The following is a 22781-nucleotide window of genomic DNA, read 5'->3' as shown; positions in this document are numbered from 1 at the left end:
CAGGGAGGCGTGGTGCGTCGACGAAGACCCGGTCCGCCCGCGCTGGTCCTGCTGGCCTCCCTCGCGATCACGGGGTGCGCCCAGGAGCCGCCGGTGGCGCCCTTGGCGGCGGCCGCGGTGGCGAGTTCCACCGCCGCCCCCACCCCGGCGGCACGGCTGGGCGCGCAGCCGCTCGCCGGCCCGGCCGGCGGTGACGTGCGGCTCAGCGGTCAGGGTTACCCCGCCCACGGGCGGGTGGTGTTCACGTTCCACGGCCTCCGGGTGGGCGGCACGACGGCCGACGCGGCCGGGCGGTTCGCCGACGTGGCGGTCCGCGTGCCCGACTCGTTCGGCGACTCCGCCCCCGGCACGCAGGTCACAGTCGGGGCCACTTCGGGGCCCGTCCACGCCGAGACGCCGTTCGTCCTCACGCGCTAGGGCCTGGTACTCCCACCTGAGGTTTAGCGCTGGGTAGTTCAAACCGGCAGAGCGTGACGACCTGCACTACCGTCGGCTTGATCGGTTGTGCGGTGGTGCGCGGTGGTGTTCGCGGCTGTTGCTCAGGGAGGTGGGCGAAGGTGCCCGTGCTGGCCCAGGTGGATCTGAAGCTGGACGCCGGTCCGTTGGACTACGGCCTGTTGGCGATCTACTTCGTGTTCGTGCTCGGCATCGGCTTCCTGGCCCGCCGGTCGGTCTCGTCCAGCCTGGACTTCCTGCTCTCCGGCCGCTCGCTGCCGGCGTGGGTCACCGGCCTCGCGTTCATCTCCGCCAACCTCGGCGCGATCGAACTGCTCGGCATGGCGGCCAACGGCGCGCAGTACGGCATGGCGACCGTGCACTACTACTGGATCGGCGCGATCCCGGCCATGGTGTTCCTCGGCCTGGTGATGATGCCGTTCTACTACGGCTCGAAGGTGCGCAGCGTCCCCGAGTTCCTGCGCCGCCGCTTCGGCAAGGGCGCGCACCTGGTCAACGCGATCAGCTTCGCCGCCGCCCAGGTGCTGATCGCGGGCGTGAACCTGTACGCGCTGGCGTTCCTGCTGAACCTCATGCTCGGCTGGCCGATCCCGCTGTCGGTGGTCATCGCCGCGGCGATCGTGCTCACCTACACCGCGCTGGGCGGCCTGTCCGCGGCCATCTACAACGAGGTGCTCCAGTTCTTCGTGATCATCGCCGCGCTGCTGCCGCTGACGATCGTCGGCCTGCACAAGGTCGGCGGCTGGGACGGCCTGGTCGAGAAGGTCACCGGCGGACCGGGCGGGGCCGAGCAGCTGTCGTCCTGGCCGGCGACCGAGCTGACCGGCATCCAGAACCCGGTGCTGAGCGTCATCGGCATCGTGTTCGGCCTCGGGTTCGTGCTGTCGTTCGGCTACTGGACGACGAACTTCGCCGAGGTGCAGCGCGCGCTGTCGGCCAAGAGCATGTCGGCCGCGCGGCGCACGCCGATCATCGGCGCCTACCCCAAGGTGCTGATCCCGTTCGTGATCATCATCCCCGGCATCATCGCCGCGCTGGTCGTGCCGGAGATGGCGGCGCTCAAGGCCGGTGACGCGAACTCCGGCGTCGTCTACAACAACGCGCTGCCCGCGCTGATCGGCGACCTGCTGCCCAACGGCATGCTGGGCATCGCGATCACGGGCCTGCTGGCGTCGTTCATGGCGGGCGTCGCGGCGAACGTGTCGAGCTTCAACACGGTCTTCACCTACGACCTCTGGCAGGACTACGTCGTCAAGGACCGCCCGGACGAGTACTACCTGCGCGTCGGCAGGCTCGCCACGATCGGCGGCACGCTGGTCGCCATCGGCACCGCGTTCCTCGCCGCCGGCTACGGCAACATCATGGACTACATCCAGGCGCTGTTCTCGTTCTTCAACGCGCCGCTGTTCGCCACGTTCATCCTGGCGATGTTCTGGAAGCGGATGTCCGCGGCGGCGGGCTGGGCGGGCCTGGTGGCGGGCACGCTCGGCGCGGTCGCGGTGTTCGTGCTCGCCGAGACCGGGGTGCTCGACCTGCCGGGCCAGGGCGCGAGCTTCCTCGGCGCGGGCGTGGCGTTCGCCGTCGACATCGTGGTCAGCGTGGTGGTCACGACGTTCACCCGGCCGGTGCCGGAGGAACGGCTGGTCGGGCTGGTCTACAGCCTGACGCCCAAGGAGGACCGCCGGCACTCCACGACGGGCGAGGACGCCGGGTGGTACCGGTCGCCGGTGCTGCTGGGCGTCGGCGTGCTGGCGCTCACCGTCGTGCTCAACATCATCTTCGCCTGAGGGAGGGGTGGGTCGTCATGGCGCACAAGGCCGGTCTGTTCGACCTGCGACTGGTGATCGCGGTGCTCTTCGCCGTCTACGGCGTGGTGCTGCTGGTGGTCGGGCTCGGCTTCACCGACGAGTCCGACCTCGCGAAGGCGGACGGGCTCAACATCAACCTGTGGTCCGGGATCGGCATGATCGCCCTGTCCGCGGTGTTCGGCGCGTGGGCGGTGCTGCGGCCCGTCATCGTGCCGGACCCCGGCGCCGACCCCGGTGTCGACGTGCGCGGGGACGGTGACGTGGACGGGGGCGCTCAGCGCCGGGGGTAGACCGGGTTGAACGCCTCGATGGTCCACGTGTCGATCCGTCGGACGACGCGTCGGATGCGGTCGCGCATGGGGTGCTGCTCCTCTCGTTGTCATCGGGTCACCAGGTTCAGCGCGTCGATGTTCTGAATCGTTCCCGAGGGCTCTCGTGAGGACCAACACAGGGTTCCCCACACGAATGGCCGAATCGGTCGCTACCGTGCACGTCGTGCCCCGTCTCGTCGCCGTCCCGAGCGCGATCCTCAGCCTGGCCCTGCTGCTGGCCGGCTGTGTCGGCCCGGACCTCGCCAAGCAGAGGTTCCCGCGCACCACGATCCCGGCGAACGCGGAGAACGTCGCCGACCCGTCCGAGGACACCCCGGTGCCGGACGGGCAGCCGGTGGACCCGGCGTTCGCGCCCGACCGCATCCGCGTGACCGACCCGTGCGAACTGCTGGACGAGGACGTCCTGAAGCGGTTCGGCACGCCGGGCGACCGGTCGCGCAGCGGCTTCAGCCGGTGCTCCAACTTCATGGAGGACAAGGACGGCAAGGACCTCGCGGTCACGGTCGAGATCGGCCAGACCATGACGTCCGAGCTCAAGGAGGCCGACAAGCAGATCGGCGGCCTGCGCGCCCACGAGCAGACGCTGGAGGACAGCGCGTGCTTCGTCTCGGTGATCACCCAGGAGAAGCCGGGCCTCGGGATCACCGTGCAGATCGGCTACGAGCACGGCGACGCGTGCGCGCCCGGCCGCGAGATGGCCGAGTCGGTGGTCGCGCAGATCAAGGACGGCAAGGGCATCTTCCGGCCCGCCAAGGGCTCGCTCGTCACGCTCGACCCGTGCGCGCTGCCGGACCAGGCGACGGTCGACGCGGCCGCCGGTCCCGGTTACCGTGCGTATCCGTACGGCCTGCACACGTGCTCCTGGTTGGGTGACGACAAGGAGATCACGCTGGACTTCCGCGAGACGTTCATCCCCGACGACCGGGACTTCGACGACAAGCAGACCGAGGTCGACCTGGGCGGCGGGATCACCGGCTACCAGGTGTCCCGCAGCACGGCGTTCCCGTCGTGCGAGGTCAAGTGGGTGCAGTTGGAGGGCAACGACAACGAGGGCGAGGTCGTCGAGGTGAAGTCGGCCGGCCCTAAGACCGCGGAGTTCGACCGCTGCGCCGCCGCGGTGGCCTTCGCCAAGGCGGTGATCGGGAAGATCCCGAAGAGCTGAACGGGGGCTGACATCACCCCGTGTTACCCGTTACTGTCCGGTAACACCCGCGTTGTGCTTGTGCTTGGAGGGCCCGATGACGCAGACCGCTCCCACCACCTCCCCGCGGGCCGACGACGAGCAGCGGAGGTTCGCGTCCCTCGACCCGCGCACCGGTGAGGTCATCGCCCACCACCCCGTGGCGACCGAGGACGACGTGCGCGAGGCCGTGCGGGTGGCGCGGGACGCGTCGGTGTTCTGGTCCGGGCTGGGCTTCGACGGCCGGCGGGCCCGGCTGGACGCCTGGCGCAAGCTCCTGGTCAAGCGGCTGGACGAGGCGCAGGCGCTGATCAGCGCGGAGACCGGCAAGTCCGCCGACGACGCGCGGACCGAGCTGGCCCTGGTCATCGACCACCTGCACTGGGCCGCCAAGCACGCGCCGAAGGTGCTGGGCAAGCGCAAGGTCGCGCCCGGCATGCTCATGTACAACCACGCGGCGTCGCTGGAGTACCGGCCGCTGGGCGTGGTCGGCGTGATCGGGCCGTGGAACTACCCGGCGTTCACGCCGATGGGCTCCATCGCCTACGCGCTGGCCGCGGGCAACGCGGTGGTGTTCAAGCCCTCCGAGTTCACGCCGGGCGTCGGCGTGTTCCTGGCGTCGACGTTCGCCGAGGTCGTGCCGGAGTTCCCGGTGTTCCAGGTGGTGACCGGGTTCGGCGAGACCGGGGCGGCGCTGTGCGCGGCAGGCGTGGACAAGCTGGCGTTCACCGGCTCCACCCCGACCGGCAAGAAGGTCATGGCCGCGTGTGCCACGTCGTTGACGCCGGTGCTCGTGGAGTGCGGCGGCAAGGACCCGCTGATCGTGGCCGAGGACGCCGACGTGAAGGCGGCGGCCGACGGCGCGGTGTGGGGCGGGATCTTCAACTCCGGCCAGACGTGCGCGGGCGTGGAGCGGGTGTACGTGGCCGACGCCGTCTACGACGAGTTCATCGCGCTGGTGACGGCGAAGGCGTCGAAGCTGCGGCCCGGCGGCGAGCCGGGGGCCGACTTCGGGCCGATCACCATGCCGAAGCAGGTGGAGATCATCCAGTCGCACGTCGCCGACGCGTTGGAGCGGGGCGGCCGGGCGGTCGTGGGCGGGCTGGAGTCGATCCGGCCGCCGTACGTCGAGCCGGTGGTGCTGGTGGACGTGCCGGAGGACTCGACCGCGGTGACCGAGGAGACGTTCGGGCCGACGCTGGTCGTCAGCCGGGTCGCGGACGCCGACGAGGCCGTGCGGCGGGCCAACTCGCTCAGGTACGGGCTCGGCGCGACGGTGTACTCGCGCAACCGGGGCGAGGAGCTGGCGGACAAGCTGCGCTGCGGGATGGTGTCGATCAACTCGGTGCTGGCCTACGCGTCCGTGCCGGGCCTGCCGTTCGGCGGTGTCGGCGACTCCGGGTTCGGCCGCATCCACGGCGAGGACGGCCTCCGCGAGTTCACCTACGCCCACGCCGTGACGCGCAAGCGGTTCGGCGCGCTGCTCAACCCGATGACCTACGACCGGGGTTCCCGCACGATCCGCCACGTCCTCCGCCTGGTCCGCGTGCTCTACGGCCGCTAGGTCGGCCGCGCGCGGCGAGCCGAGCGGTCCGGCGACGGGGCGCAGGCGGGCCGGCCAGGGCCGCCGGCCGCCGACCCGGACCCGTCCGGATCCGGGTCGACGGTCATGCCGTCAGCTCGTCACGATCTTCTCGAGGTCGGTCAGCACCTCGTCGGCGGCGAGGACGCCGAGGCCGAGGAACCACGTCTCGTCGGCCACCGGCTTGGCGTGCCCGGCCTTCACGGCGCCGAGCGTCTGCCACAGCGGGCCGCCCAGGACCTGCTGCTGCGCGGTCTTGCCCTGGTCGCCGTACGTGCCGATGAGGATCCAGTCGGCGTCGGCCTTGCCGATCTCCTCGGTGCTGACCTCCACCGCGAGGTCGTCCACCTGGCTCACCGGCGGCTGGGGGATGCCCGCGTCGACGAGGATGGTGCCGATGAACGACTTCCTGGCGTACAGCCTGATCTTGCCGGGCATGAACCGCAGCATGGTCACGGTCGGCCGCTTGCCCAGCTTGCTCTCCAGTGCCTCACCGACCCGCTTGGCGCGCGCCTCGTAGTCGGAGAGCAGCTTCTCCGCCTCCTCGACCTTGTCGAGCGCCGCCGCGTTGAGCCGGAAGTTCTCCTTCCACGTGTAGCCGGGGCGTGCCGCGAACACGGTCGGCGCGATCTCCGACAGCTTCGGGTACTGCTGCTCGGCGCGCAGCTGTGAGCCGATGATCAGGTCCGGCTGGAGCTTGGCGATCGTCTCCAGGTTGAGGCTGGTGATGCCGCCGACGTTCTCGGGCGAGCCCGCCTTGTCGCCGACGTAGGTCGGCATCGTGGGCGCGCCGTCCGGGTAGGCGACGCCGACCGGTTCGATGCCGAGCGCGACCACGTTGTCCAGCTCGCCGCCGTCGAGGACGACCACGCGCTCCGGGCGCTTCTCGATCACCGTCTCGCCCATCGCGTGCTTGATCGTGCGGGGGAACCGGCCGGGCTGGGCGTCGGTGCCGAAACCGGCGCTCTTCTCGCCCGCCTGGCCGAACTCCGCTCCGCCCTGGGCCACGGCGGGCTTGTCGGTCGGCGTGTCGGCCTGGCCGCACGCGCTGAGGGTGAGTGCGGCGACGAGCAGGGCCGCGATCCGGGTTCTCGACACTTCGGCGGTTGCCACGCTAGGGGATTCCTCCGCTACTCCAGGTCACTGACCTGCTGTTCTTAGGATTGCCTCACCGTAGCTTCCGCTTTCCGGCACGCGTGCGGTGGAGTAGTAATGGGGTGATCAGCGTCGATCGGGAGGTCACCCGTGAAGAAGATCATCAACGATCCGGCGACGGTGGTGGTGGACGCGCTGCGCGGCATGGCGCTCGCCCACGCCGACCTGCTGGACGTCCAGTACGACCCGGCGCTGGTGGTGCGGGCGGACGCCCCGGTGTCCCGCAAGGTGGCCGTGATCTCGGGTGGCGGGTCCGGGCACGAGCCGCTGCACGGCGGGTTCGTCGGCCGGGGGATGCTCGACGCGGCCTGTCCCGGCGCGGTGTTCACCTCGCCGACGCCCGACCAGGTCGCGGCGGCCGTCACCCGCACCGACGGCGGCGCGGGCGCGCTGCTGGTCGTGAAGAACTACACCGGTGACGTGCTGAACTTCGAGACCGCGGCCGAACTCGCCGCCGCCGACGGCGTGGACGTGCGCACGGTCGTGATCGACGACGACGTCGCCGTGAAGGACTCGCTGTACACGGCGGGCCGGCGCGGCGTCGGCGGGACCGTGCTGCTGGAGAAGATCGTCGGCGCCGCCGCCGAGCGCGGGGTCGACCTCGACGGCTGCGAGGCGTTGGCGCGACGGGTGGTCGCGCAGGTCAGGTCGATGGGGTTGGCGCTGACCGCGTGCACCGTGCCGCACGCCGGCGAGCCGTCGTTCACCCTCGCCGACGACGAGATGGAACTGGGCATCGGCATCCACGGCGAGCCCGGCCGGCGGCGGGTGAAGGTCGAGTCGGCCGAGGCGCTGGTGCCCGCGCTGCTGGACCCGATCCTCGAAGATTTGCCGTTCGGCGAGGGCGACCGGGTGCTGCTGTTCACGAACTCGATGGGTGGCACGCCGCTGATCGAGCTGTACCTGGCGCACGGGATCGCGGAACGGCTCCTCGCCGAACGGGGGATCACGGTGGAACGGCGGCTGGTCGGTCCGTACGTCACGAGTCTGGAGATGCAGGGGATGAGCCTGACACTGCTCAAGCTGGACGACGAGATGGTGGAGCTGTGGGACGCGCCCGTGCACACCCCGGCGCTGCGGTGGGGCGTCTGATGGGGTGCACGGCAACGACGGTGGCGAGCGCGATGCGCGCGGTGGCGGTGGTCGTGGCGGAGCACCGCGACGAGCTGATCCGGCTGGACCGCGAGATCGGCGACGGCGACCACGGCGAGAACATGACCCGCGGGTTCACCGCGCTGGCGGCCAAGCTGGACGGTGACGTGCCCGCGTCGCCCGGCGCGGTGCTGCGGCTGGCGGCCACGACCCTGATCTCCACCGTCGGCGGCGCGGCCGGCCCGCTGTACGGCACGGCGTTCCTGCGGGCCGCCACGTCCGTCGGCGACGCGGCGGCGATCGACGGCCCGGCGGTCGCGGCGGCGTTGCGCGCGGCGTTGGAGGGCGTGGTGGCGCGGGGCAAGGCCGAGGTGGGGGACAAGACGATGGTGGACGCCCTCACGCCCGCCGTGGCGGCGGCGGAGTCCGCGGCGGCGAGCGGCGCGGGGGTGGCCGACGTGCTGCGCGCGGCGGCCGACGCGGCCGAGCTGGGCGCCGACTCCACCGTGCCGATGGTGGCGCGGAAGGGGCGCGCCTCGTACCTGGGCGAGCGCAGCGCCGGTCACCTCGACCCCGGTGCGCGCTCGACGTCGTTGTTGCTGCGGACGTTCGCCGGGCGGGCCCGGTGATCGGGCTCGTGGTGGTGTCGCACAGCCGGCAGTTGGCGCTGGGCGTGGCCGAGCTGGCCGGGCAGATGGCGCCTACGGTCGCGATCGTGCCGGCGGGCGGTGACGGCGCGGGCGGGCTGGGCACCGACTACGTGGCGGTCGGCGAGGCCATCGCGCGGGCCGACTCGGGTGACGGGGTGGTCGTCTTGTTCGACCTGGGCAGCGCGAAGATGGTCGCCGAGATGGCCGCGGAGGAGGCGGACTGCTCGGTGGTGGTCGTGGACGCGCCGCTGGTGGAGGGCGCGGTGGCGGCGGCCGTGCGGGCTCAGGGCGGCGCGCGGTTGGCCGACGTGGCGGCGGCCGCGGCGAACGCGGCCAGGTCGGCCGGCGTTCCGGACGACTCGTCGGAGCCCGTGCGGCCCACGTTGCGGCTGGTGAAGGACGCCGTGCGGGCGGAGGTCGAGCTGACCAACTCCGTGGGCCTGCACGCGCGCCCGGCCGCGTTGGTGGTGCGCGCGCTGGACTCGTTGGACGCCTCGGTGGTGGTGCGGTTCGGCGAGCAGGAGGCGGACGGGAAGAGCGTGCTGGCGCTGATGGGGCTCGGCGCGCCCGGAGGCGCGCGGATCGAGGTCGTCGCCACCGGTGCGGACGCCGCGGAGGCCGTGCGGCGGGTGGAAGGGCTGGTGGCGCGCGACTTCGACGAATGAGCTGGTGAGACGACGCTGGACCGATTACTTGCTCGATACCGATGGTGAAGCTCACGCGAACGACGCGTGACCGCCGTGGGATAGTCGCGACAAGTTACCGTCCGGTAGCCACTCCGGTGAGTGGGAGGTCAACAGTGACGCGCCAGTTCAACACGGTCGGAGTCGTCGGTCTCGGCACGATGGGCGCCGGTGTCGCCGAAGTACTCGCCCGGACCGGCGTCACTGTCGTGGCGGTGGACGTGGACGAGGCCGGCCTGGCCCGCGGGCGCGGCCACCTCGACCACTCGACCGACCGCGCGGTGGCCGGCGGCAAGCTGTCCGCGGCGGAGCGGGACGCCACGCTCGCCCGCATCTCGTACGCCACCTCGCTGGACGCGCTGGCCGGCGTCGACCTCGTCATCGAGGCCGTGCCGGAGCGGATCGAGCTGAAGGCCGCCGTCTTCGCCGAACTGGACCGGATCTGCGGCCCCGACACGGTGTTCGCGTCCAACACGTCGTCGTTGTCGATCACCGAGATCGGTGTCCACACAGGACGTCCCGGCAAGGTCGTCGGCCTGCACTTCTTCAACCCCGCGCCGGTGCTGAAGCTGGTCGAGGTGGTGCGGACCGTCGTCACCGAGCCCGACGTGGTGACCGACGTGGTCGCGTTCGCCGAAGGGCTGGGCAAGACTCCCGTCGTCATCGGCGACCGGGCCGGGTTCATCGCCAACGCGCTGCTGTTCGGCTACCTGAACCACGCCGTGCGCATGTACGAATCCCGTTACGCGACAAGGGAAGACCTCGACGCGGCCATGCGCTACGGCTGCGGCTACCCGATGGGGCCGCTGGCGCTGCTCGACCTGATCGGCCTCGACACCGCGTACGAGATCCTCGACACGATGTACCACCAGTCGCGCAACCGGCTGCACGCCCCCGCGCCGCTGCTCAAGCAGATGATCACCGCGGGGCTGCTGGGCCGCAAGAGCGGGCGCGGCTTCTACACCTACGACGGGCCGGACTCGCCGGTCGTCGTGCCGGACGTGCACACGCCCGTCGCCGCCGCGGACGCCGCGCCCTCCCGCGAGGTCCAGCGGGTCGGCGTGATCGGCACCGGCACCATGGCCACCGGCATCGTCGAGGTGTTCGCCAAGCGCGGCTACGACGTGGTGCTGCGGGCGCGGTCCGCGGAGAAGGCCGACGCCGCCGTCGCCAAGGTCCGCAAGTCGCTGGACAAGGCCGTCTCGCGCGGCAAGCTCGCCGAGGCCGACCGGGACGCGGCGCTGGCCCGCGTCACGCCCGCCGTGGAGTTCTCCGACCTCGCCGACTGCGACCTGGTGGTCGAGGCGGTCGCCGAGGAGCTGTCGGTCAAGAAGGCCGTGTTCGAGGCGCTGGACGAGGTGTGCAAGCCGGGCGCGGTGCTGGCGACCACGACGTCGTCGCTGCCCGTGATCGAGTGCGCCGCCGCCACCGCGCGGCCCGGCGACGTCGTCGGCCTGCACTTCTTCAACCCGGCGCAGGTAATGAAGCTGGTCGAGGTCGTGGAGACCATCTCGACGTCGGCGGACGTCGTCGCCACCGCCCGGCGCGTGTGCCTCGACCTGGGCAAGGTGCCGGTGCACTGCGGCGACCGGGCCGGGTTCATCGTCAACGCGCTGCTGTTCCCGTACCTGAACGACGCGGTGAAGATGCTGGAGGCCCACTACGCGTCGGCCGACGACATCGACAACGCGATGAAGGTCGGCTGCTCGCTGCCGATGGGGCCGTTCGAGCTGCTGGACGTCGTCGGGCTGGACGTGTCGCTCGCCATCGAGCGGACCCTGTACCTGGAGTTCCGCGAGGCAGGCTTCGCCCCCGCGCCGCTCTTGGAGCACCTGGTGAAGGCCGGGCGACTGGGCCGCAAGACCGGCAAGGGCTTCCGCGACTACTCGGCCTGACGGGCGGTTACGCGGCCTGATGGTGTGACGGGATTCGGGGTTTGGCATCGTGGGCACCATGCGGCGTGTGGTGATCTCGCTCCTGGTGGCGGTGTTCGGTCTGACGAGCGCCTGTGCGTACACGGTGAACGGCACTCCGGTGGCCGAGCAGCTGCTCGACGTCGACCCGCCGTTCACCTCGGCGCAGCCCACGCCGACGAAGACGGGTCAGCCCTCCGGGGAGCCGTCCGAGGTCGGTGACATCTGCCAGTTGATCGGGTGGGGCGACCTGCCCTACGACGTGCCGGACAAGGACGCGGAACCCACCGACACCGGGTACGACGAGTCGTTCGACCAGTCGTGCAAGTGGCAGACGTCGGTGGGGACGCTCGACGTCGGCGTCACCCTCCGGTTCCGGGAGGGGCGGGCGATCACGCTCGAGCAGAGCAACGGCGAGTTCGACCTGCCGGACCGGAAGGTGAAGTACTTCGACCGGACGACGGACACGTCGGTGCAGCCGTCGTGCGTGCTGGTGATGGACTACGCCGGTGGCGGCATCGGGATCATCGTGATCGACGGCTCGGCCCGCTTCGGCGCCATCTGCGAGCAGGGCAAGAAGGTCGCCGAGGTGCTGATCTCCAAGGAACCGACCAGCTAACCCCCACCCCCGCAAGCGTCCGCCCGCCTCCGCTGACGACGCGCCACAGGCAACGGGCGCCAGCTGACTGCGCGCGGGTGTCCGGCGGCGGGCTCGGGCTCGCCGTGGGCGTGCGGGGCCGGCCGCGTCGGATGCGGCGCGGCCGGTGTGGGGGTCGGGTGAGATCGGTCAGTCGGTCAGTCCGTCAGTCGGTCAACTGCAGCAGCCGCCGCCGCAGCACCCGCCGCCGCCACCGCCGGCGGGAGCGGAGGCTTTGCCTCCCAGGCCCGCCATGGACAGGAGCTTCACGGTGTCGTCGTGGCCGTTCGGGCACGGCGCGGGGGCGGCGGAGTCGTCCATCGACCGCTTCACGTCGAAAGTGGACCCGCACGCCTTGCATCGGAACTCGTAGGTGGGCACGTCGTGCATTCTCCCCGGCGCGACGGGCCGAGCACCAGCAAGGGCACCCCTATTGCCGATACCGCCGCGAGCGCCGTCAGCACCGGCAGGCCGTGGACCCAGCCGAGGCCCGCGGCGGCCACGTGGGTGCCGGTGAACGTGACCGCCCACGACCGCGAACCCGGCCGCAGCCACGCCACCGCCAGCGCGGAAATGGCGGTGACCAGCAACAACATGGTCGTGCCGAGGAGGACGCCTTGGCGCAGGCCGAAGGGTTGGCCGACCGGCACGTCCGGGTGGTCGAACGGGGGACCGGCCCGGTCGGGTGGCGGGACGTCCGCCAACGGCGGCTCGAACAGCAGGCCACGCACCACCGGCAGTAGCGTCACGGTCACTTCGGTCATCAGAAGCAGGGTTAATATGACCCGTTGCCACTTGCTCACCCAGTGGACCGTAGGCGATCACTCAGGGCAAGCCCGGATACCCTCGCTCCCCGTGCCCCGCCGTAATCGCCCGCAGCGCCCCCCGGAGCCGTCACCCATCGGTGGCCACGGCTGGGCGCGTGCCGAGAGCGGGCCGGACGGTGAGTGGATGGTGCGCACCGTCTCCGGCGCCGCCACCACCAAGACCTACCGCTGTCCCGGCTGCGACCACGAGATCCGGCCCGGCACGGCCCACGTCGTCGCCTGGCCCGCCGCCGACTACGGCTCCGTCGAGGACCGCCGCCACTGGCACCAGGGCTGCTGGTCGTCACGCGGACGGCGCGGCCCGACGTCCCGGCGCTGGTGACGCTCACGGTGACGGCGAGTGACCGTGAGCCCACGCCGGCCGGCGGGTGGCACGATGACCGCCGTGGGTGACGACGTCCCGATCAGAGCCAACACCGTGCTCCCGGCGCGCCGGGAAGCGGTGACGTTGCGGACCGCGGACGGGCTCGCGCTCGTCGGCGAGCTGGCGCTGCCGCAAGACCGGGAGCCCCGGGCCACGCTGGTGCTGCTGCACCCGCTGCCCACGCACGGCGGCATGATGGACTCCCACCTCTACCGCAAGTCGGCCTGGCGGTTGCCCGCCCTGGCCGGCCTCGCCGTGCTGCGGTTCAACACACGCGGCACGGCCAGTGAGGCCGGGCGCAGCGAGGGCGAGTTCGACCACGCCGTCGGCGAGCGGCACGACGTGGCCGCCGCGTTGGCGTTCGCGGCCGAGCGCGGCTTGCCCTCGGTGTGGCTCGTCGGCTGGTCGTTCGGCACCGACCTCGCCCTGATGCACGGGTGCGACCCGGTGGTCGACGGCGCCGTGCTGATCTCACCCCCTCTCCGGTGGAGCGGTCCCGAGCACCTGCGGACCTGGGCGCGTGCGGGCAAACCGGTGGTGTGCCTGGTGCCGGAGTTCGACACCTACCTGCCACCGGCCGAGGCCAGGCGGCGGTTCGGCGCGGACATCCCGACCGCGGACGTGGTCGACTTCCCCGGCGCCAAGCACCTCATGGTCGGGCACGCCGAGGAGGTGCTGGACGCGATCGTGTCCGCGGCCGTGCCCGAGGTGCCCACGCCGTTGCCGCGCACCTGGTCCGGCCCCCACGAGCAGCGTCACGTGGCCATCGTGGCCTCCTGATGCCGCCAGACCAGCACCGGACCCTCGACGGTCCCGCTGTCGCCCGCGTGCGCGAAGCCCAGCTTCTCCGCGACGCGCTGGGAGGGCGCGTTGCCGGGGTCGGTGATGATCACCACCGGTCGGTCCGGCCGGGCCCGACCCGCCCAGTCGATGGCCGCGCGTGCCATCTCCGGCGCGTAGCCGCGACCCCAGTGCCGGGGGCGGAACCGGTAGAACAGGTTGAACGTCGGCTCCCCGTCCAGCACGTGGTGGCGCAGGCCGCCGAAGCCGACGACCTCCCCGGTCTCCGGCAGCTCCACCGCCCAGTACCCGATGCCGTCACGGGCCCAGTGGGCCTGCCACTCCACCAGCATCCGCGCCGCCTGCTCCGCGGACGGCGGACCGGCCGGGTTGAAGCGGTTCGTCGCCGGATCGGACAGCACGGCGATCGCGGAGCGCACGTCACCCGGGCCGACTCGCCTGAGCAGGAGGCGGTCGGTGCGGATCTCGTCCGGGGCGGAGGTCATGGGGGCGACGGTAGCCACGGGGTACGACAATTCCGGGTGTGGAAACTGCCCCGCTCGTCCTCCTGCACGCCTTCCCGTTCGACTCGCGCCTGTGGGACGGCGTCCGTGACCTGCTGAAACCCATCACGCCGGACCAGCGCGGCGGCGATCGCTCACCCGATCTGGTGACGATCGCGGACGACGTGCTGCGGTTGCTCGACGAGCGCGGGATCGAGCGGGCGGTGCTGGGCGGCTGCTCGATGGGCGGGTACGTGGCGATGGCCGTGCTGCGCCGCGACCCGTCGCGGGTGGCGGGCCTCGTGCTGGCCGACACGCGGGCCGGTGCGGACGCGGACGAGGCGCGGGCGAACCGGCTGGGCATGGCCGCGCGGGTCGAGGCGGAGGGCGTCGGGTGGGTGCCCGACGCGGTGACGGCCGGGTTGCTCGGGCCGCGGCCGGACGAGGCCGTGGTGCGGCGGGTGCGCGAGTTGATCCTCGGCCAGGACCCGGCGGAGGTGGCCTGGGCGCAGCGCGCGATGGCGGCGCGGCCGGACTCGACCGACGTGCTCGCCGACGTGGACGTGCCGGCGTTGGTGCTGGTGGGGGAGCACGACACCCTCACCCCGCCCGCCCTGGCGCGCGAGATGGCCGACGTGCTGCGGCACGGCGAGTACGTCGAGCTGGCAGGCGTCGGCCACCTGACGCCCCTCGAAGCCCCGGACGCGTTCGCGCACGCGGTGCTCGACTGGCGACGGCGCGCCGGCGTCTGACGGCGCCGCCGCCGAACAGCCGCGGGACCTAGCGCTTGCCCGCCTGAGCCTTGGGGTTCGGGCGGGCCATCTTCTGCGTGGGACCGTCCGGACCCGGCGCCGGGCTCGCACCGGAAGCCGGAGCCCCCGAGGCCGGAGCCCCCGAGGCCGGAGCCCCCGAGGCCGGAGCGCCCGAGGCCGGACCGCTGCCGTCCGCGGCGGGCGTCCCGGAAGCCGGGTGGGCGCCGGAAGCCGGAGCAGCGGGCACGGGCGGCGCGACCGGGGGCTGGGCGACCGGTGCCTGGGAAGCCGGGGCCTGCGCCGGTGGCGCCTGGGCCACGGGCAGCTGATCGACCGCGGGAGCCTGAGCGGCGGTGACGGGCTGGTCAGGGGCGGTGGCCGACGGCCGCGGGCGCTCCTCCTCCAGCGGGTCGAGGAGGGGCGTCACGTCGTGCAGCGCGCTCCGCACGGCGTGGAGCTGCTGCGACAGGCGGTTGCGGAGCTGCTTGAGCGCGTCCACCTTCTGGGTCGCCTGCGCGACCCGGCGGTTCGACTCCTCCGTGGCCTCGCGAACGCGGCGGTTCGCCTCGTCGGTGGCCTCCTGCACGCGTGCCGTGGCCTCGCTGATCGAGTCGTGGCGGCGGCGGTTGGCCTCTTCGGTCGCCTCGCGCACCAGGCGCTGGGCCTCCGCGTTCGAGGCGGCCTGCTCCTGGGCGATCTGGGCGCGGACGCGCGCGGCCTCCTCGGCCGCCTCGCGCAGCCGCCGCTCGGCCTCGGCCTTCGACGACGCCTCCTGCTCGGCCAGCGTCTTCATCGACTCGACCCGGCGGGCCGCCATCGCGATCTCGAAGTCCTCCTCGACCGTGCTCCGGCGCTGGAGGGATTCCTCGTCCAGCCGCGCGGCCTCGGCCTTGGCCTCGCCCACGATCCGGTCGGCCTCGGCGCGCGCCCGCTCCAGCACGCCGCGGTGCTCGGCCTCCATCTCGGCGCGCCGCTGGTCCAGCTCGGCGATCAGCTTCTCGTACCGGGCCCGCAGCACGCCCGCGTCGGACTCGGCCTTGGCGCGGATGTGCCCGCCCTCGGCCTCGGCGCGGGCCTTGATCTCGTTGGCCTCGTCCTGCGCGAGCCGCAGCATCCGCTGCAACCGCTCGCTCAGGCCCTCCAGCGTGGTGGGCGGCAACGACAGCCGCTCCACCTGGCCGCGCAGCTCGGCGATCTCCGACCGGGCCGCCTCCAGCTGCCGGGCCAGGTCGTTGGTCTGCGAGACGGCGGCGTCGCGGTCGGCCGCGAGGAGGCGCAGGTCGGAGTCCAACCGCTCTAGGTGGTCCTCGACCTGGGCGCGGTCGTACCCGCGCTTGACGATGTCGAAGCCGGATCCCAGGGGGACGAGGTCACGGTCGTCGGCGAGGCCCATGCCGCTCACGCTACCCGCTCCCGACGTGCGGCCGGCACCTGCCGGCCGCACATCGGGGGTGATTTCGCTTTACACGCCCCGGAATCGGTTGATCTCCGCCAGGTGCTTCGCGCGCATCTCGTGGTCGCGGACGCCCAGGCCCTCGGACGGCGCCAGCGCCAGCACGCCGACCTTGCCCTGGTGCGCGTTGCGGTGCACGTCGTTCGTGGCCTGCCCGGTCTCCTCCAGCGAGTACACCTTGGACAGTGTCGGGTGGATCTTCCCCTTGGCGATCAACCGGTTGGCCTCCCACGCCTCCCGGTAGTTCGCGAAGTGCGAGCCGACGATCCGCTTGAGGTGCATCCACAGGTACCGGTTGTCGTACTGGTGCATGTACCCGCTGGTGGAGGCGCAGGTCACGATCGTCCCACCCTTGCGCGCCACGTAGACCGACGCGCCGAACGTCTCCCGGCCCGGGTGCTCGAACACGATGTCCGGGTCGTCGCCGCCGGTCAGCTCGCGGATCTTCGCGCCGAGCCGCTTCCACTCGCGCGGGTCCTGCTCGTGCTCGTCCTTCCAGAACTTGAAGCCCTCGGCGCTGCGGTCGATGATCAGCTCCGCGCCCATCTTGCGGCAGATCTCGGCCTTCTCCGGCGACGACACGACGCACACCGGGGTCGCGCCGCCGTTGAGCGCGAACTGGGTCGCGTACGAGCCCAGGCCGCCGGACGCGCCCCAGATCAGGACGGTGTCGCCCTGCTTCATGTTCGCGCCGTTGGTCGACACCAGCTGCCGGTACGCGGTCGAGTTCACCAGACCGGGTGATGCCGCTTCCTCCCACGTCAGGTGGTCGGGCATCGGCATCAGCTGGTTGGCCTTGACCAGGGCGATCTCGGCCAGGCCGCCGAAGTTGGTCTCGAAGCCCCAGATGCGCTGCTCGGGGTCGAGCATGGTGTCGCCGTGCCCGTCCGGGTGCTCCAGCTGCACGTCCAGGCAGTGCGCGACGACCCGGTCGCCGGGCTTCCACGCGTTCACGCCGGGGCCGGTGCGCAGCACCACGCCCGCCAGGTCGGAGCCGACCACGTGGTACGGCTGGTCGTGGCGGCCGCCGTACTTCTTGAGGAACGCGAACGTGGACAGCGGCTCGAAGATCGAGGTCCACACGGTGTTGTAGTTGATGGCGCTGGCCATCACGGCCACCAGCGCCTCACCGGGGGCCAGCTCGGGCGTCGGGATCTCGTCGACGTGCAGCGACTTGCGGGGGTCCTTGTCCTTGGTCTCCAGACCCTCGAACATCTTGACCTCGTCGGCGTGCACGGTCACGCCCCGGTAGCTCTCGGGTACGTCCAGCGAACCGATCGCGTCCAATTCGTCGGCGAGGATCGCGTCGAGGATCTTCTGCACGGCGTTCCCTCCCAATAGGGGGCTCGGGATGGTTTTCGGTGGCGTTGTAGAAGGCCACGCAGGTTGCCGGAGGTTACCCACGGGTAACCGATTCAGAACGGGCGCTGTGAGCCACTGCACTGGGTTTTCGCCCGATCGGTCGTTCTTGACCGGGCGGCCAACCAAGCGCACCATCGACGCTGTCCGATGGAGGAGGACGGAGGTACAGCTCATGGCTAAGGCGTGGACCAGGTGGCAGGACTGGGCCGAGGTCGTCATCGGCGTGCTCGTGCTGCTCTCGCCCCTGGTGGTGGAGACGACCAACGCGGCCATGTGGACGATGATCGTGCTCGGCGCACTGATCGCCGTCGACGGCCTCGTGTCGCTCGCCAGGCCCGGGATGGTCTACGGCGAGTGGTTCCAGATGGTCCTCGGCGCGCTGCTGTTCATCTCCCCGTGGGTGATGGGCTACAGCGACCTGATGGCGGCGTCGTGGGTGTCGTGGATCGGCGGCCTGCTCACCATCGCCGCAGGCGCGATGGCGATCCCGCTGGCGAACGCCGCGCACAGCGGCCGAATCGCCGGCACCGCCTGACCACCACCAAACCCGGCGGCGCTCACACCGCACCACCATGCGGTAACAGGCACCGCCACCCACCGCCCAGTAACCGGCACCACCGCACACCGGCTCCGTGACAACCGGAGCCACCACACTGAACCACAGCGGCGAGCCCGCGTCGGTCATCCGCCGTCGCTTCCGGGACGATCACGCTTTTCGATCGTCCCGGAACCGCCGGCGGATGACCGACTTCCAGGCGGGCGAGCCCCGCCTCGGCGGAGCCGAGGCAATCCAACACAGAAGGGCGCACAGCGTTGGCAGAGGACTCGTCGGCCAGGGAACGGATCCTGCAAGCGGCCGAGGAGTTGTTCGCCGAGTCGGGCTTCGACGCGACGCCGACGTCGCGCATCGCCGAACGGGCGGCCGTGCCCAAGGGGCTCGTGCACTACTACTTCCGCCGCAAGTCCGACCTGCTGGCCGCGCTGGTGCAGCGGCTCCCGGACGGGAACGTGGACGCCCGGCGGGTGGTCGTGGTCGGCGACATCGCGGAGAGCCTGCGCCGGCTCGTGGCCGCGCTGGACGCGCGCCTGAACGCGTCGCCGCTGCTCAGCCACCTGCTGTGGCGTGAGGCGGACACGCACAAGGCGGTCCGGGACGCGCTGCACGAGCGCTACCAGTCGGTGGTGCGGCAGATCCGCAACGTGATCATCGCCGCCGGCGGCGCGGCGGTGGCCACGAAGGACGTCGACAGCGCCTCCGCGCTGCTCGCGCTCGCCGTCAGCTACCGGCACTCGGTGGCCCGGCACGCGCCGGACGCCGACGACCGGATGGACCTGGAGCTGACCTTCGTGGCCGCCGCGCTCGAACGGCCCCGGTGAACGGGTGAGCAGGGGAACGGGTGGGCAGGTGAACGGGTGGGCAGGTGAACGGGGTCAGTGGCGCGTCGCGGCCGGTTCCACCAGCTCGACCAGCACGCCGCCCGCGTCCTTGGGGTGCACGAAGTTGACGCGGCTGTTGGACGTGCCGCGCCGCGCCTGCTCGTACAGCAGCCGCAAGCCCTTGGCGCGCAGCGCGTCGGCGGCGGCGTCCACATCGGACACCCGGTAGGCGAGCTGCTGGAGGCCCGGGCCGGACCGGCCGATGAACTTCGCGATGGTCGACTCCGGCGTCAACGGCGCGAGCAGCTGCACGGCGGTGCCCGTCCCGTCGTCGCCCGGCGCGCGCAGCATCGCCTCGCGCACGCCCTGCTCCTCGTTGACCTCCTCGTGGGCGATCTCCAGGCCGAAGTGCTCGCGGTGGAACGCGATCGCGGCGTCGAGGTCGGGCACGGCGATCCCGACGTGGTCGATGGCGGTGACGAGCCCGCGGAGTTCTTCCTGCATGTCCGCCAACCCTAGTGACCGAATCGGTGCAGGTCCCGCTGTGCGACGCCTCACACGGCTACTCCGCGGTAACCGTGGGTATCGTGGCGAGTTAACAACCGCTTACACCCGCTGTGGAGGCTGCTGTGTCCGGTTCCGTCATCGTCGCCGGGGCCCGAACCCCGATGGGGCGACTGCTCGGATCGTTGAAGGACTTCTCCGGCGCCCAGCTCGGCGGCGTCGCGATCAAGGCGGCCCTGGAGCGGGCCGGTGTCGCGCCCGAGCAGGTGCAGTACGTGATCATGGGCCAGGTGCTCACGGCGGGCGCGGGCCAGATCCCGGCGCGCCAGGCCGCGGTGAACGCGGGCATCCCGATGACCGTGCCCGCGCTCACGATCAACAAGGTGTGCCTCTCCGGCATCGACGCGATCGCGCTGGCCGACCAGCTCATCCGCGCGGGTGAGTTCGACATCGTGGTGGCGGGTGGCCAGGAGTCGATGACCCAGGCGCCGCACCTGCTGCAGAAGTCGCGCGGCGGCTTCAAGTTCGGCGACGTGACGATGCTCGACCACATGTCCCACGACGGCCTGTTCTGCGCGTTCGACCAGGTCGCGATGGGCATGTCCACGGAGAAGTTCAACGCGCGCCACGGCCTGACCCGCGAGGAGCAGGACGCGTTCTCCGCCCGGTCGCACCAGCTCGCCGCCAAGGCCGCCGGGAACGGCGTGTTCGCCGAGGAGATCGCGCCGGTCGCCATCCCGCAGCGCAAGGGCGACCCGATCCTGTTCGACGAGGACGAGGGCGTGCGCGGCGACACCACCCCGGAGACGCTGGCCAAGCTGCGCCCGGCGTTCGCGCCGGACGGCACGATCACCGCGGGCTCGGCGTCGCAGATCTCCGACGGCGCGGCGGCCGTGGTCGTGATGAGCAAGGCCAAGGCCGAGGAGCTGGGCCTGACCTGGCTGGCCGAGATCGGCGCGCACGGCGTGGTCGCGGGCCCCGACGCGAGCCTGCACCAGCAGCCGTCGAACGCGATCAAGGCGGCGTGCGCCAAGGAGGGCATCGACCCGTCCGACCTCGACCTGGTCGAGATCAACGAGGCGTTCGCCGCGGTCGGCATCGTCTCGATGCGGGAGCTGGGCCTCTCGGAGGACAAGGTCAACGTCAACGGTGGCGCGATCGCGCTCGGGCACCCGATCGGCATGTCGGGCGCCCGCATCGCGCTGCACCTCACGCTGGAGCTGAAGCGCCGCGGTGGCGGCGTGGGGGCGGCCGCCTTGTGCGGTGGCGGTGGTCAGGGCGACGCCCTGATCGTCCGCGTCCCCAAGGTCTAGCGGTGTGGGCCGCACCGTCGACGTAGCAGAACTGGTCGGCCGCGCGCGTGAAGGCCAACCGCGCGCGGTCGCCAGGCTGATCTCCCTGGTGGAGGACGCCAGCCCCCACCTGCGGGAGGTGGCGGGCGCGCTCGCGCCGTTCTGCGGGAACGCCCAGGTCATCGGCCTGACGGGCGCGCCGGGCGTGGGCAAGTCGACGTCCACGTCGGCGCTCGTCGCGGCCTACCGCGCCCGCGGCAAGCGGGTCGGCGTGCTGGCCGTGGACCCGTCGTCGCCGTTCTCCGGCGGCGCGCTGCTCGGCGACCGGGTGCGGATGGGCGAGCACGCCACCGACCCCGGCGTGTTCATCCGGTCCATGGCCACCCGAGGCCACCTCGGCGGGCTGTCCTGGGCCACGCCGCAGGCGTTGCGCGTCCTCGACGCGGCGGGCTGCGACGTCGTGCTGGTGGAGACGGTCGGCGTGGGCCAGTCCGAGGTCGAGGTGGTGTCGCTGGCCGACACCACGGTGGTCCTCCTCGCGCCCGGCATGGGCGACGGCATCCAGGCCGCGAAGGCGGGCATCCTGGAGATCGCCGACGTGTTCGTGGTCAACAAGGCCGACCGCGACGGCGCCGACCAGACCGCGCGCGACCTGAAGCACATGATCTCGCTGGGTCGCCGGGACCGCGAGGGCGGTCTGTGGCGGCCTCCGGTGGTGAAGACCGTCGCGTCGCGCGCCGAAGGGCTCGGCGACGTCGTGGACGCCATCGACGCGCACCACGCCTGGCTGGTCGACCGCGGTGAGCTGGAACGACGCCGCGCGACCAGGGCCGCGGGCGAGGTCGAGGCCATCGCGCTGGAGCGGCTGCGTTCCCGGATCGGCGGCTTGCGCGGCGCGGCCGCGCTCGAAACCCTCGCCAAACGGGTCGTGGCGGGCGAGTTGGACCCCTACGCTGCGGCTGATCGACTGGTCGAGGGGGTAGGGGCATGACGACGCCGGTGGTGATCGACATAGGCAAGAGGGACGTCCGTCGCGTGCTGGTCGGGGGTGCCGTGGCCGGTGCCCTCGGCGTGGCGGCACTGGTCGGCGCGGTGACCGCGTACGCGGACGGCGAGGGCGTCGGCGGGACGATCGGGCTGGTGATCGGGGTGGCGTTCACCGGCATCACGGTCGGCGCGATCGTCAACTGGAAGCGGATCTCCCGGCCGCGCATGCTCGTGCTGGAGCCGTCCGGCGTGCGGTGGGACGACCCGGCGGGCGCGCCGTGGGCCGTGGCGTGGCCGGAGCTGGGCGCGGTGCGCCTCTCGCGGACGCGGGAACGGGTGTTCCACCCGGCGGACTCGGCCGTGCGCAAGACCATGGTCCGGCTCGACCTGCTGCCCGCCGATGCGCCCGCGTTCCGGGCGCGGCACGCCGACATGGCGCACCTGGCCCGCCAGGATGGCGTCTACCGGATGCCGCTGGGCGACGCGGCCGGTCTGATCCGGGTGATCGAGGGCGCGGTGCTCGGGTTCGCGCCGCACCTGTACCGCGGCGTGCAGGACGAGGGCGTCACGGTGGGGCTGTCGTGAACGCGATCGAGATCCCCTTCGGCAACCGGGCCGAGCGGCGCGCGGGGCTCGCCGTCCAGCTCGGGTTCCTCGCCTTCGGCATCGTGATGATGTTCCTGTCGTACGCCGACGGCCACCTCGCGGCCATGTTCGTCGGCCCGCTGGTCGCGCTCGGCGGCCTCATCGGCGGCGGCGTCTGGCGGCGCAAGGCCCGGCTGCGCCGGCTCGTCGTGGAGCACCAGGGGTTGCGCTGGGAGGAGAAGGGCGCGACGTGGGCCGTGCCCTGGTACGAGCTGGCCGGGGTGGCGCTGGCGCGGTCCGCCGAGCCCAAGCCGTCGCTGTGGCTCCAGCTGACGCCGAGGGACCCGGAGGCCTTCGCCGCCACGTACCGGAGCGTGCCGAAGACCGTGCACGGGAACTGGATCCGGCTGGCCGACGAGATCGGCGGCGAGACGCTGGACCTGGCGCTGCGGCGGTTCGCACCGCAGCTCTACCGCGGGTTGGTGCCGCACTTCGCGGGTTAGCGGG

At 72.1% G+C, this 22781-nt stretch carries 26 protein-coding genes; 19 read left to right on the top strand and 7 right to left on the bottom strand.

The window, feature by feature from the left end; genetic code table 11:
- Positions 1–12 precede the first annotated feature (12 nt).
- From ACRAKH_RS29130 to ACRAKH_RS29110, 5 genes are all read left to right on the top strand, one after another.
- Positions 13–417 (top strand): hypothetical protein, encoded by a 405-nt coding sequence (locus ACRAKH_RS29130; protein ID WP_380726232.1) that lies wholly within the window; start codon positions 13–15, stop codon positions 415–417.
- A 140-nt stretch (positions 418–557) separates the two neighbouring features.
- Positions 558–2243, top strand: a complete 1686-nt coding sequence (locus ACRAKH_RS29125; protein WP_380726230.1) for a sodium:solute symporter family protein — start codon at positions 558–560, stop codon at positions 2241–2243.
- Between the two features lie 17 nt (positions 2244–2260).
- Positions 2261–2554 carry a hypothetical protein gene (locus ACRAKH_RS29120; protein WP_380726228.1) on the top strand — a complete coding sequence of 98 codons (294 nt, stop codon included), beginning with the start codon at positions 2261–2263 and terminating at the stop codon, positions 2552–2554.
- Between the two features lie 205 nt (positions 2555–2759).
- Entirely contained in the window at positions 2760–3758 is a 999-nt protein-coding gene (locus ACRAKH_RS29115) for a hypothetical protein (RefSeq protein ID WP_380726226.1), read from the top strand.
- Between the two features lie 76 nt (positions 3759–3834).
- Positions 3835–5340 carry an aldehyde dehydrogenase family protein gene (locus tag ACRAKH_RS29110; RefSeq protein WP_380726224.1) on the top strand — a complete coding sequence of 502 codons (1506 nt, stop codon included), beginning with the start codon at positions 3835–3837 and terminating at the stop codon, positions 5338–5340.
- Between the two features lie 111 nt (positions 5341–5451).
- Here ACRAKH_RS29110 and ACRAKH_RS29105 read toward each other — a convergent pair whose 3' ends face one another.
- A complete protein-coding gene (locus ACRAKH_RS29105) occupies positions 5452–6471 on the bottom strand; it encodes an ABC transporter substrate-binding protein (protein WP_380726222.1) in 1020 nt (339 codons plus the stop codon).
- Positions 6472–6603: 132 nt separating this feature from the next.
- On the opposite strand from ACRAKH_RS29105, the gene dhaK reads away from it, so the two are divergent.
- The 5 genes from dhaK to ACRAKH_RS29080 all read left to right on the top strand — a co-directional run bounded on the left by dhaK (position 6604) and on the right by ACRAKH_RS29080 (position 11470).
- Positions 6604–7605: a dihydroxyacetone kinase subunit DhaK gene (gene dhaK / locus ACRAKH_RS29100; RefSeq protein ID WP_380726220.1), complete on the top strand. Its 1002-nt coding sequence runs from the start codon at positions 6604–6606 to the stop codon at positions 7603–7605.
- Positions 7605–8234: a dihydroxyacetone kinase subunit DhaL gene (dhaL, locus tag ACRAKH_RS29095; RefSeq protein WP_447009414.1), complete on the top strand. Its 630-nt coding sequence runs from the start codon at positions 7605–7607 to the stop codon at positions 8232–8234. The genes dhaK and dhaL overlap by 1 nt, the downstream gene beginning before the upstream one ends.
- Positions 8231–8920: a dihydroxyacetone kinase phosphoryl donor subunit DhaM gene (gene dhaM / locus ACRAKH_RS29090; RefSeq protein WP_380729495.1), complete on the top strand. Its 690-nt coding sequence runs from the start codon at positions 8231–8233 to the stop codon at positions 8918–8920. The genes dhaL and dhaM overlap by 4 nt, the downstream gene beginning before the upstream one ends.
- 134 nt (positions 8921–9054) lie before the next feature.
- A complete protein-coding gene (locus ACRAKH_RS29085; RefSeq protein ID WP_380729493.1) occupies positions 9055–10833 on the top strand; it encodes a 3-hydroxyacyl-CoA dehydrogenase family protein in 1779 nt (592 codons plus the stop codon).
- A gap of 58 nt (positions 10834–10891) precedes the next feature.
- Positions 10892–11470 (top strand): DUF3558 family protein, encoded by a 579-nt coding sequence (locus tag ACRAKH_RS29080; protein WP_380729491.1) that lies wholly within the window; start codon positions 10892–10894, stop codon positions 11468–11470.
- A gap of 192 nt (positions 11471–11662) precedes the next feature.
- On the opposite strand, the gene ACRAKH_RS29075 is transcribed toward ACRAKH_RS29080, so the two are convergent.
- Together ACRAKH_RS29075 and ACRAKH_RS29070 are read right to left on the bottom strand one after the other, a co-directional pair.
- Positions 11663–11869, bottom strand: coding sequence for an FmdB family zinc ribbon protein (locus tag ACRAKH_RS29075; RefSeq protein WP_380729489.1), 207 nt, complete (start codon positions 11867–11869; stop codon positions 11663–11665).
- The gene (locus ACRAKH_RS29070) at positions 11818–12291 is read right to left on the bottom strand and encodes a hypothetical protein (protein WP_380729487.1); all 474 of its coding nucleotides are present in this window, start codon (positions 12289–12291) and stop codon (positions 11818–11820) included. The genes ACRAKH_RS29075 and ACRAKH_RS29070 overlap by 52 nt, the downstream gene beginning before the upstream one ends.
- 52 nt (positions 12292–12343) lie before the next feature.
- On the opposite strand from ACRAKH_RS29070, the gene ACRAKH_RS29065 reads away from it, so the two are divergent.
- Positions 12344–12637, top strand: a complete 294-nt coding sequence (locus ACRAKH_RS29065) for a hypothetical protein (RefSeq protein ID WP_380729485.1) — start codon at positions 12344–12346, stop codon at positions 12635–12637.
- Between the two features lie 54 nt (positions 12638–12691).
- The gene (locus tag ACRAKH_RS29060; RefSeq protein ID WP_380729483.1) at positions 12692–13459 is read left to right on the top strand and encodes an alpha/beta hydrolase; all 768 of its coding nucleotides are present in this window, start codon (positions 12692–12694) and stop codon (positions 13457–13459) included.
- On the opposite strand, the gene ACRAKH_RS29055 is transcribed toward ACRAKH_RS29060, so the two are convergent.
- Positions 13435–13965, bottom strand: coding sequence for a GNAT family N-acetyltransferase (locus ACRAKH_RS29055; RefSeq protein ID WP_380729481.1), 531 nt, complete (start codon positions 13963–13965; stop codon positions 13435–13437). The genes ACRAKH_RS29060 and ACRAKH_RS29055 overlap by 25 nt on opposite strands.
- 38 nt (positions 13966–14003) lie before the next feature.
- Between ACRAKH_RS29055 and ACRAKH_RS29050 the strand changes: the two genes are divergently transcribed.
- The gene (locus ACRAKH_RS29050; RefSeq protein WP_447009413.1) at positions 14004–14714 is read left to right on the top strand and encodes an alpha/beta fold hydrolase; all 711 of its coding nucleotides are present in this window, start codon (positions 14004–14006) and stop codon (positions 14712–14714) included.
- Between the two features lie 28 nt (positions 14715–14742).
- On the opposite strand, the gene ACRAKH_RS29045 is transcribed toward ACRAKH_RS29050, so the two are convergent.
- Complete coding sequence (locus ACRAKH_RS29045; protein WP_447009412.1) at positions 14743–16107, bottom strand: chromosome segregation protein; 1365 nt, start codon at positions 16105–16107, stop codon at positions 14743–14745.
- Between the two features lie 69 nt (positions 16108–16176).
- The gene (ccrA, locus tag ACRAKH_RS29040) at positions 16177–17490 is read right to left on the bottom strand and encodes a crotonyl-CoA carboxylase/reductase (protein WP_380721026.1); all 1314 of its coding nucleotides are present in this window, start codon (positions 17488–17490) and stop codon (positions 16177–16179) included.
- Between the two features lie 211 nt (positions 17491–17701).
- Between ccrA and ACRAKH_RS29035 the strand changes: the two genes are divergently transcribed.
- Both ACRAKH_RS29035 and ACRAKH_RS29030 read left to right on the top strand, forming a co-directional pair.
- The gene (locus ACRAKH_RS29035) at positions 17702–18064 is read left to right on the top strand and encodes an SPW repeat protein (RefSeq protein ID WP_380721024.1); all 363 of its coding nucleotides are present in this window, start codon (positions 17702–17704) and stop codon (positions 18062–18064) included.
- A 278-nt stretch (positions 18065–18342) separates the two neighbouring features.
- Complete coding sequence (locus ACRAKH_RS29030) at positions 18343–18906, top strand: TetR/AcrR family transcriptional regulator (protein ID WP_380721022.1); 564 nt, start codon at positions 18343–18345, stop codon at positions 18904–18906.
- Positions 18907–18960: 54 nt separating this feature from the next.
- Here the strand turns inward: ACRAKH_RS29030 and mce are convergent, their stop codons facing one another.
- Positions 18961–19410, bottom strand: coding sequence for a methylmalonyl-CoA epimerase (gene mce / locus ACRAKH_RS29025; protein WP_380721020.1), 450 nt, complete (start codon positions 19408–19410; stop codon positions 18961–18963).
- A gap of 125 nt (positions 19411–19535) precedes the next feature.
- Between mce and ACRAKH_RS29020 the strand changes: the two genes are divergently transcribed.
- Genes ACRAKH_RS29020 through ACRAKH_RS29005 form a run of 4 tightly spaced genes read left to right on the top strand, consistent with a single transcriptional unit; the run spans position 19536 to position 22777 of the window.
- The gene (locus tag ACRAKH_RS29020; protein WP_380721017.1) at positions 19536–20723 is read left to right on the top strand and encodes an acetyl-CoA C-acetyltransferase; all 1188 of its coding nucleotides are present in this window, start codon (positions 19536–19538) and stop codon (positions 20721–20723) included.
- A gap of 4 nt (positions 20724–20727) precedes the next feature.
- Positions 20728–21693, top strand: a complete 966-nt coding sequence (gene meaB, locus ACRAKH_RS29015) for a methylmalonyl Co-A mutase-associated GTPase MeaB (RefSeq protein ID WP_380721014.1) — start codon at positions 20728–20730, stop codon at positions 21691–21693.
- Positions 21690–22274 (top strand): hypothetical protein, encoded by a 585-nt coding sequence (locus ACRAKH_RS29010; protein WP_380721011.1) that lies wholly within the window; start codon positions 21690–21692, stop codon positions 22272–22274. Before meaB ends, ACRAKH_RS29010 begins: the two co-directional genes overlap by 4 nt.
- Positions 22271–22777, top strand: a complete 507-nt coding sequence (locus ACRAKH_RS29005) for a hypothetical protein (RefSeq protein ID WP_380721009.1) — start codon at positions 22271–22273, stop codon at positions 22775–22777. The genes ACRAKH_RS29010 and ACRAKH_RS29005 overlap by 4 nt, the downstream gene beginning before the upstream one ends.
- Positions 22778–22781: the final 4 nt, after the last annotated feature.

The sequence above is a fragment of the Saccharothrix hoggarensis genome (assembly GCF_052936025.1).
Note: the sequence above shows the minus strand (reverse complement) of the source record. Positions and strands in the feature narration are given on the sequence as shown.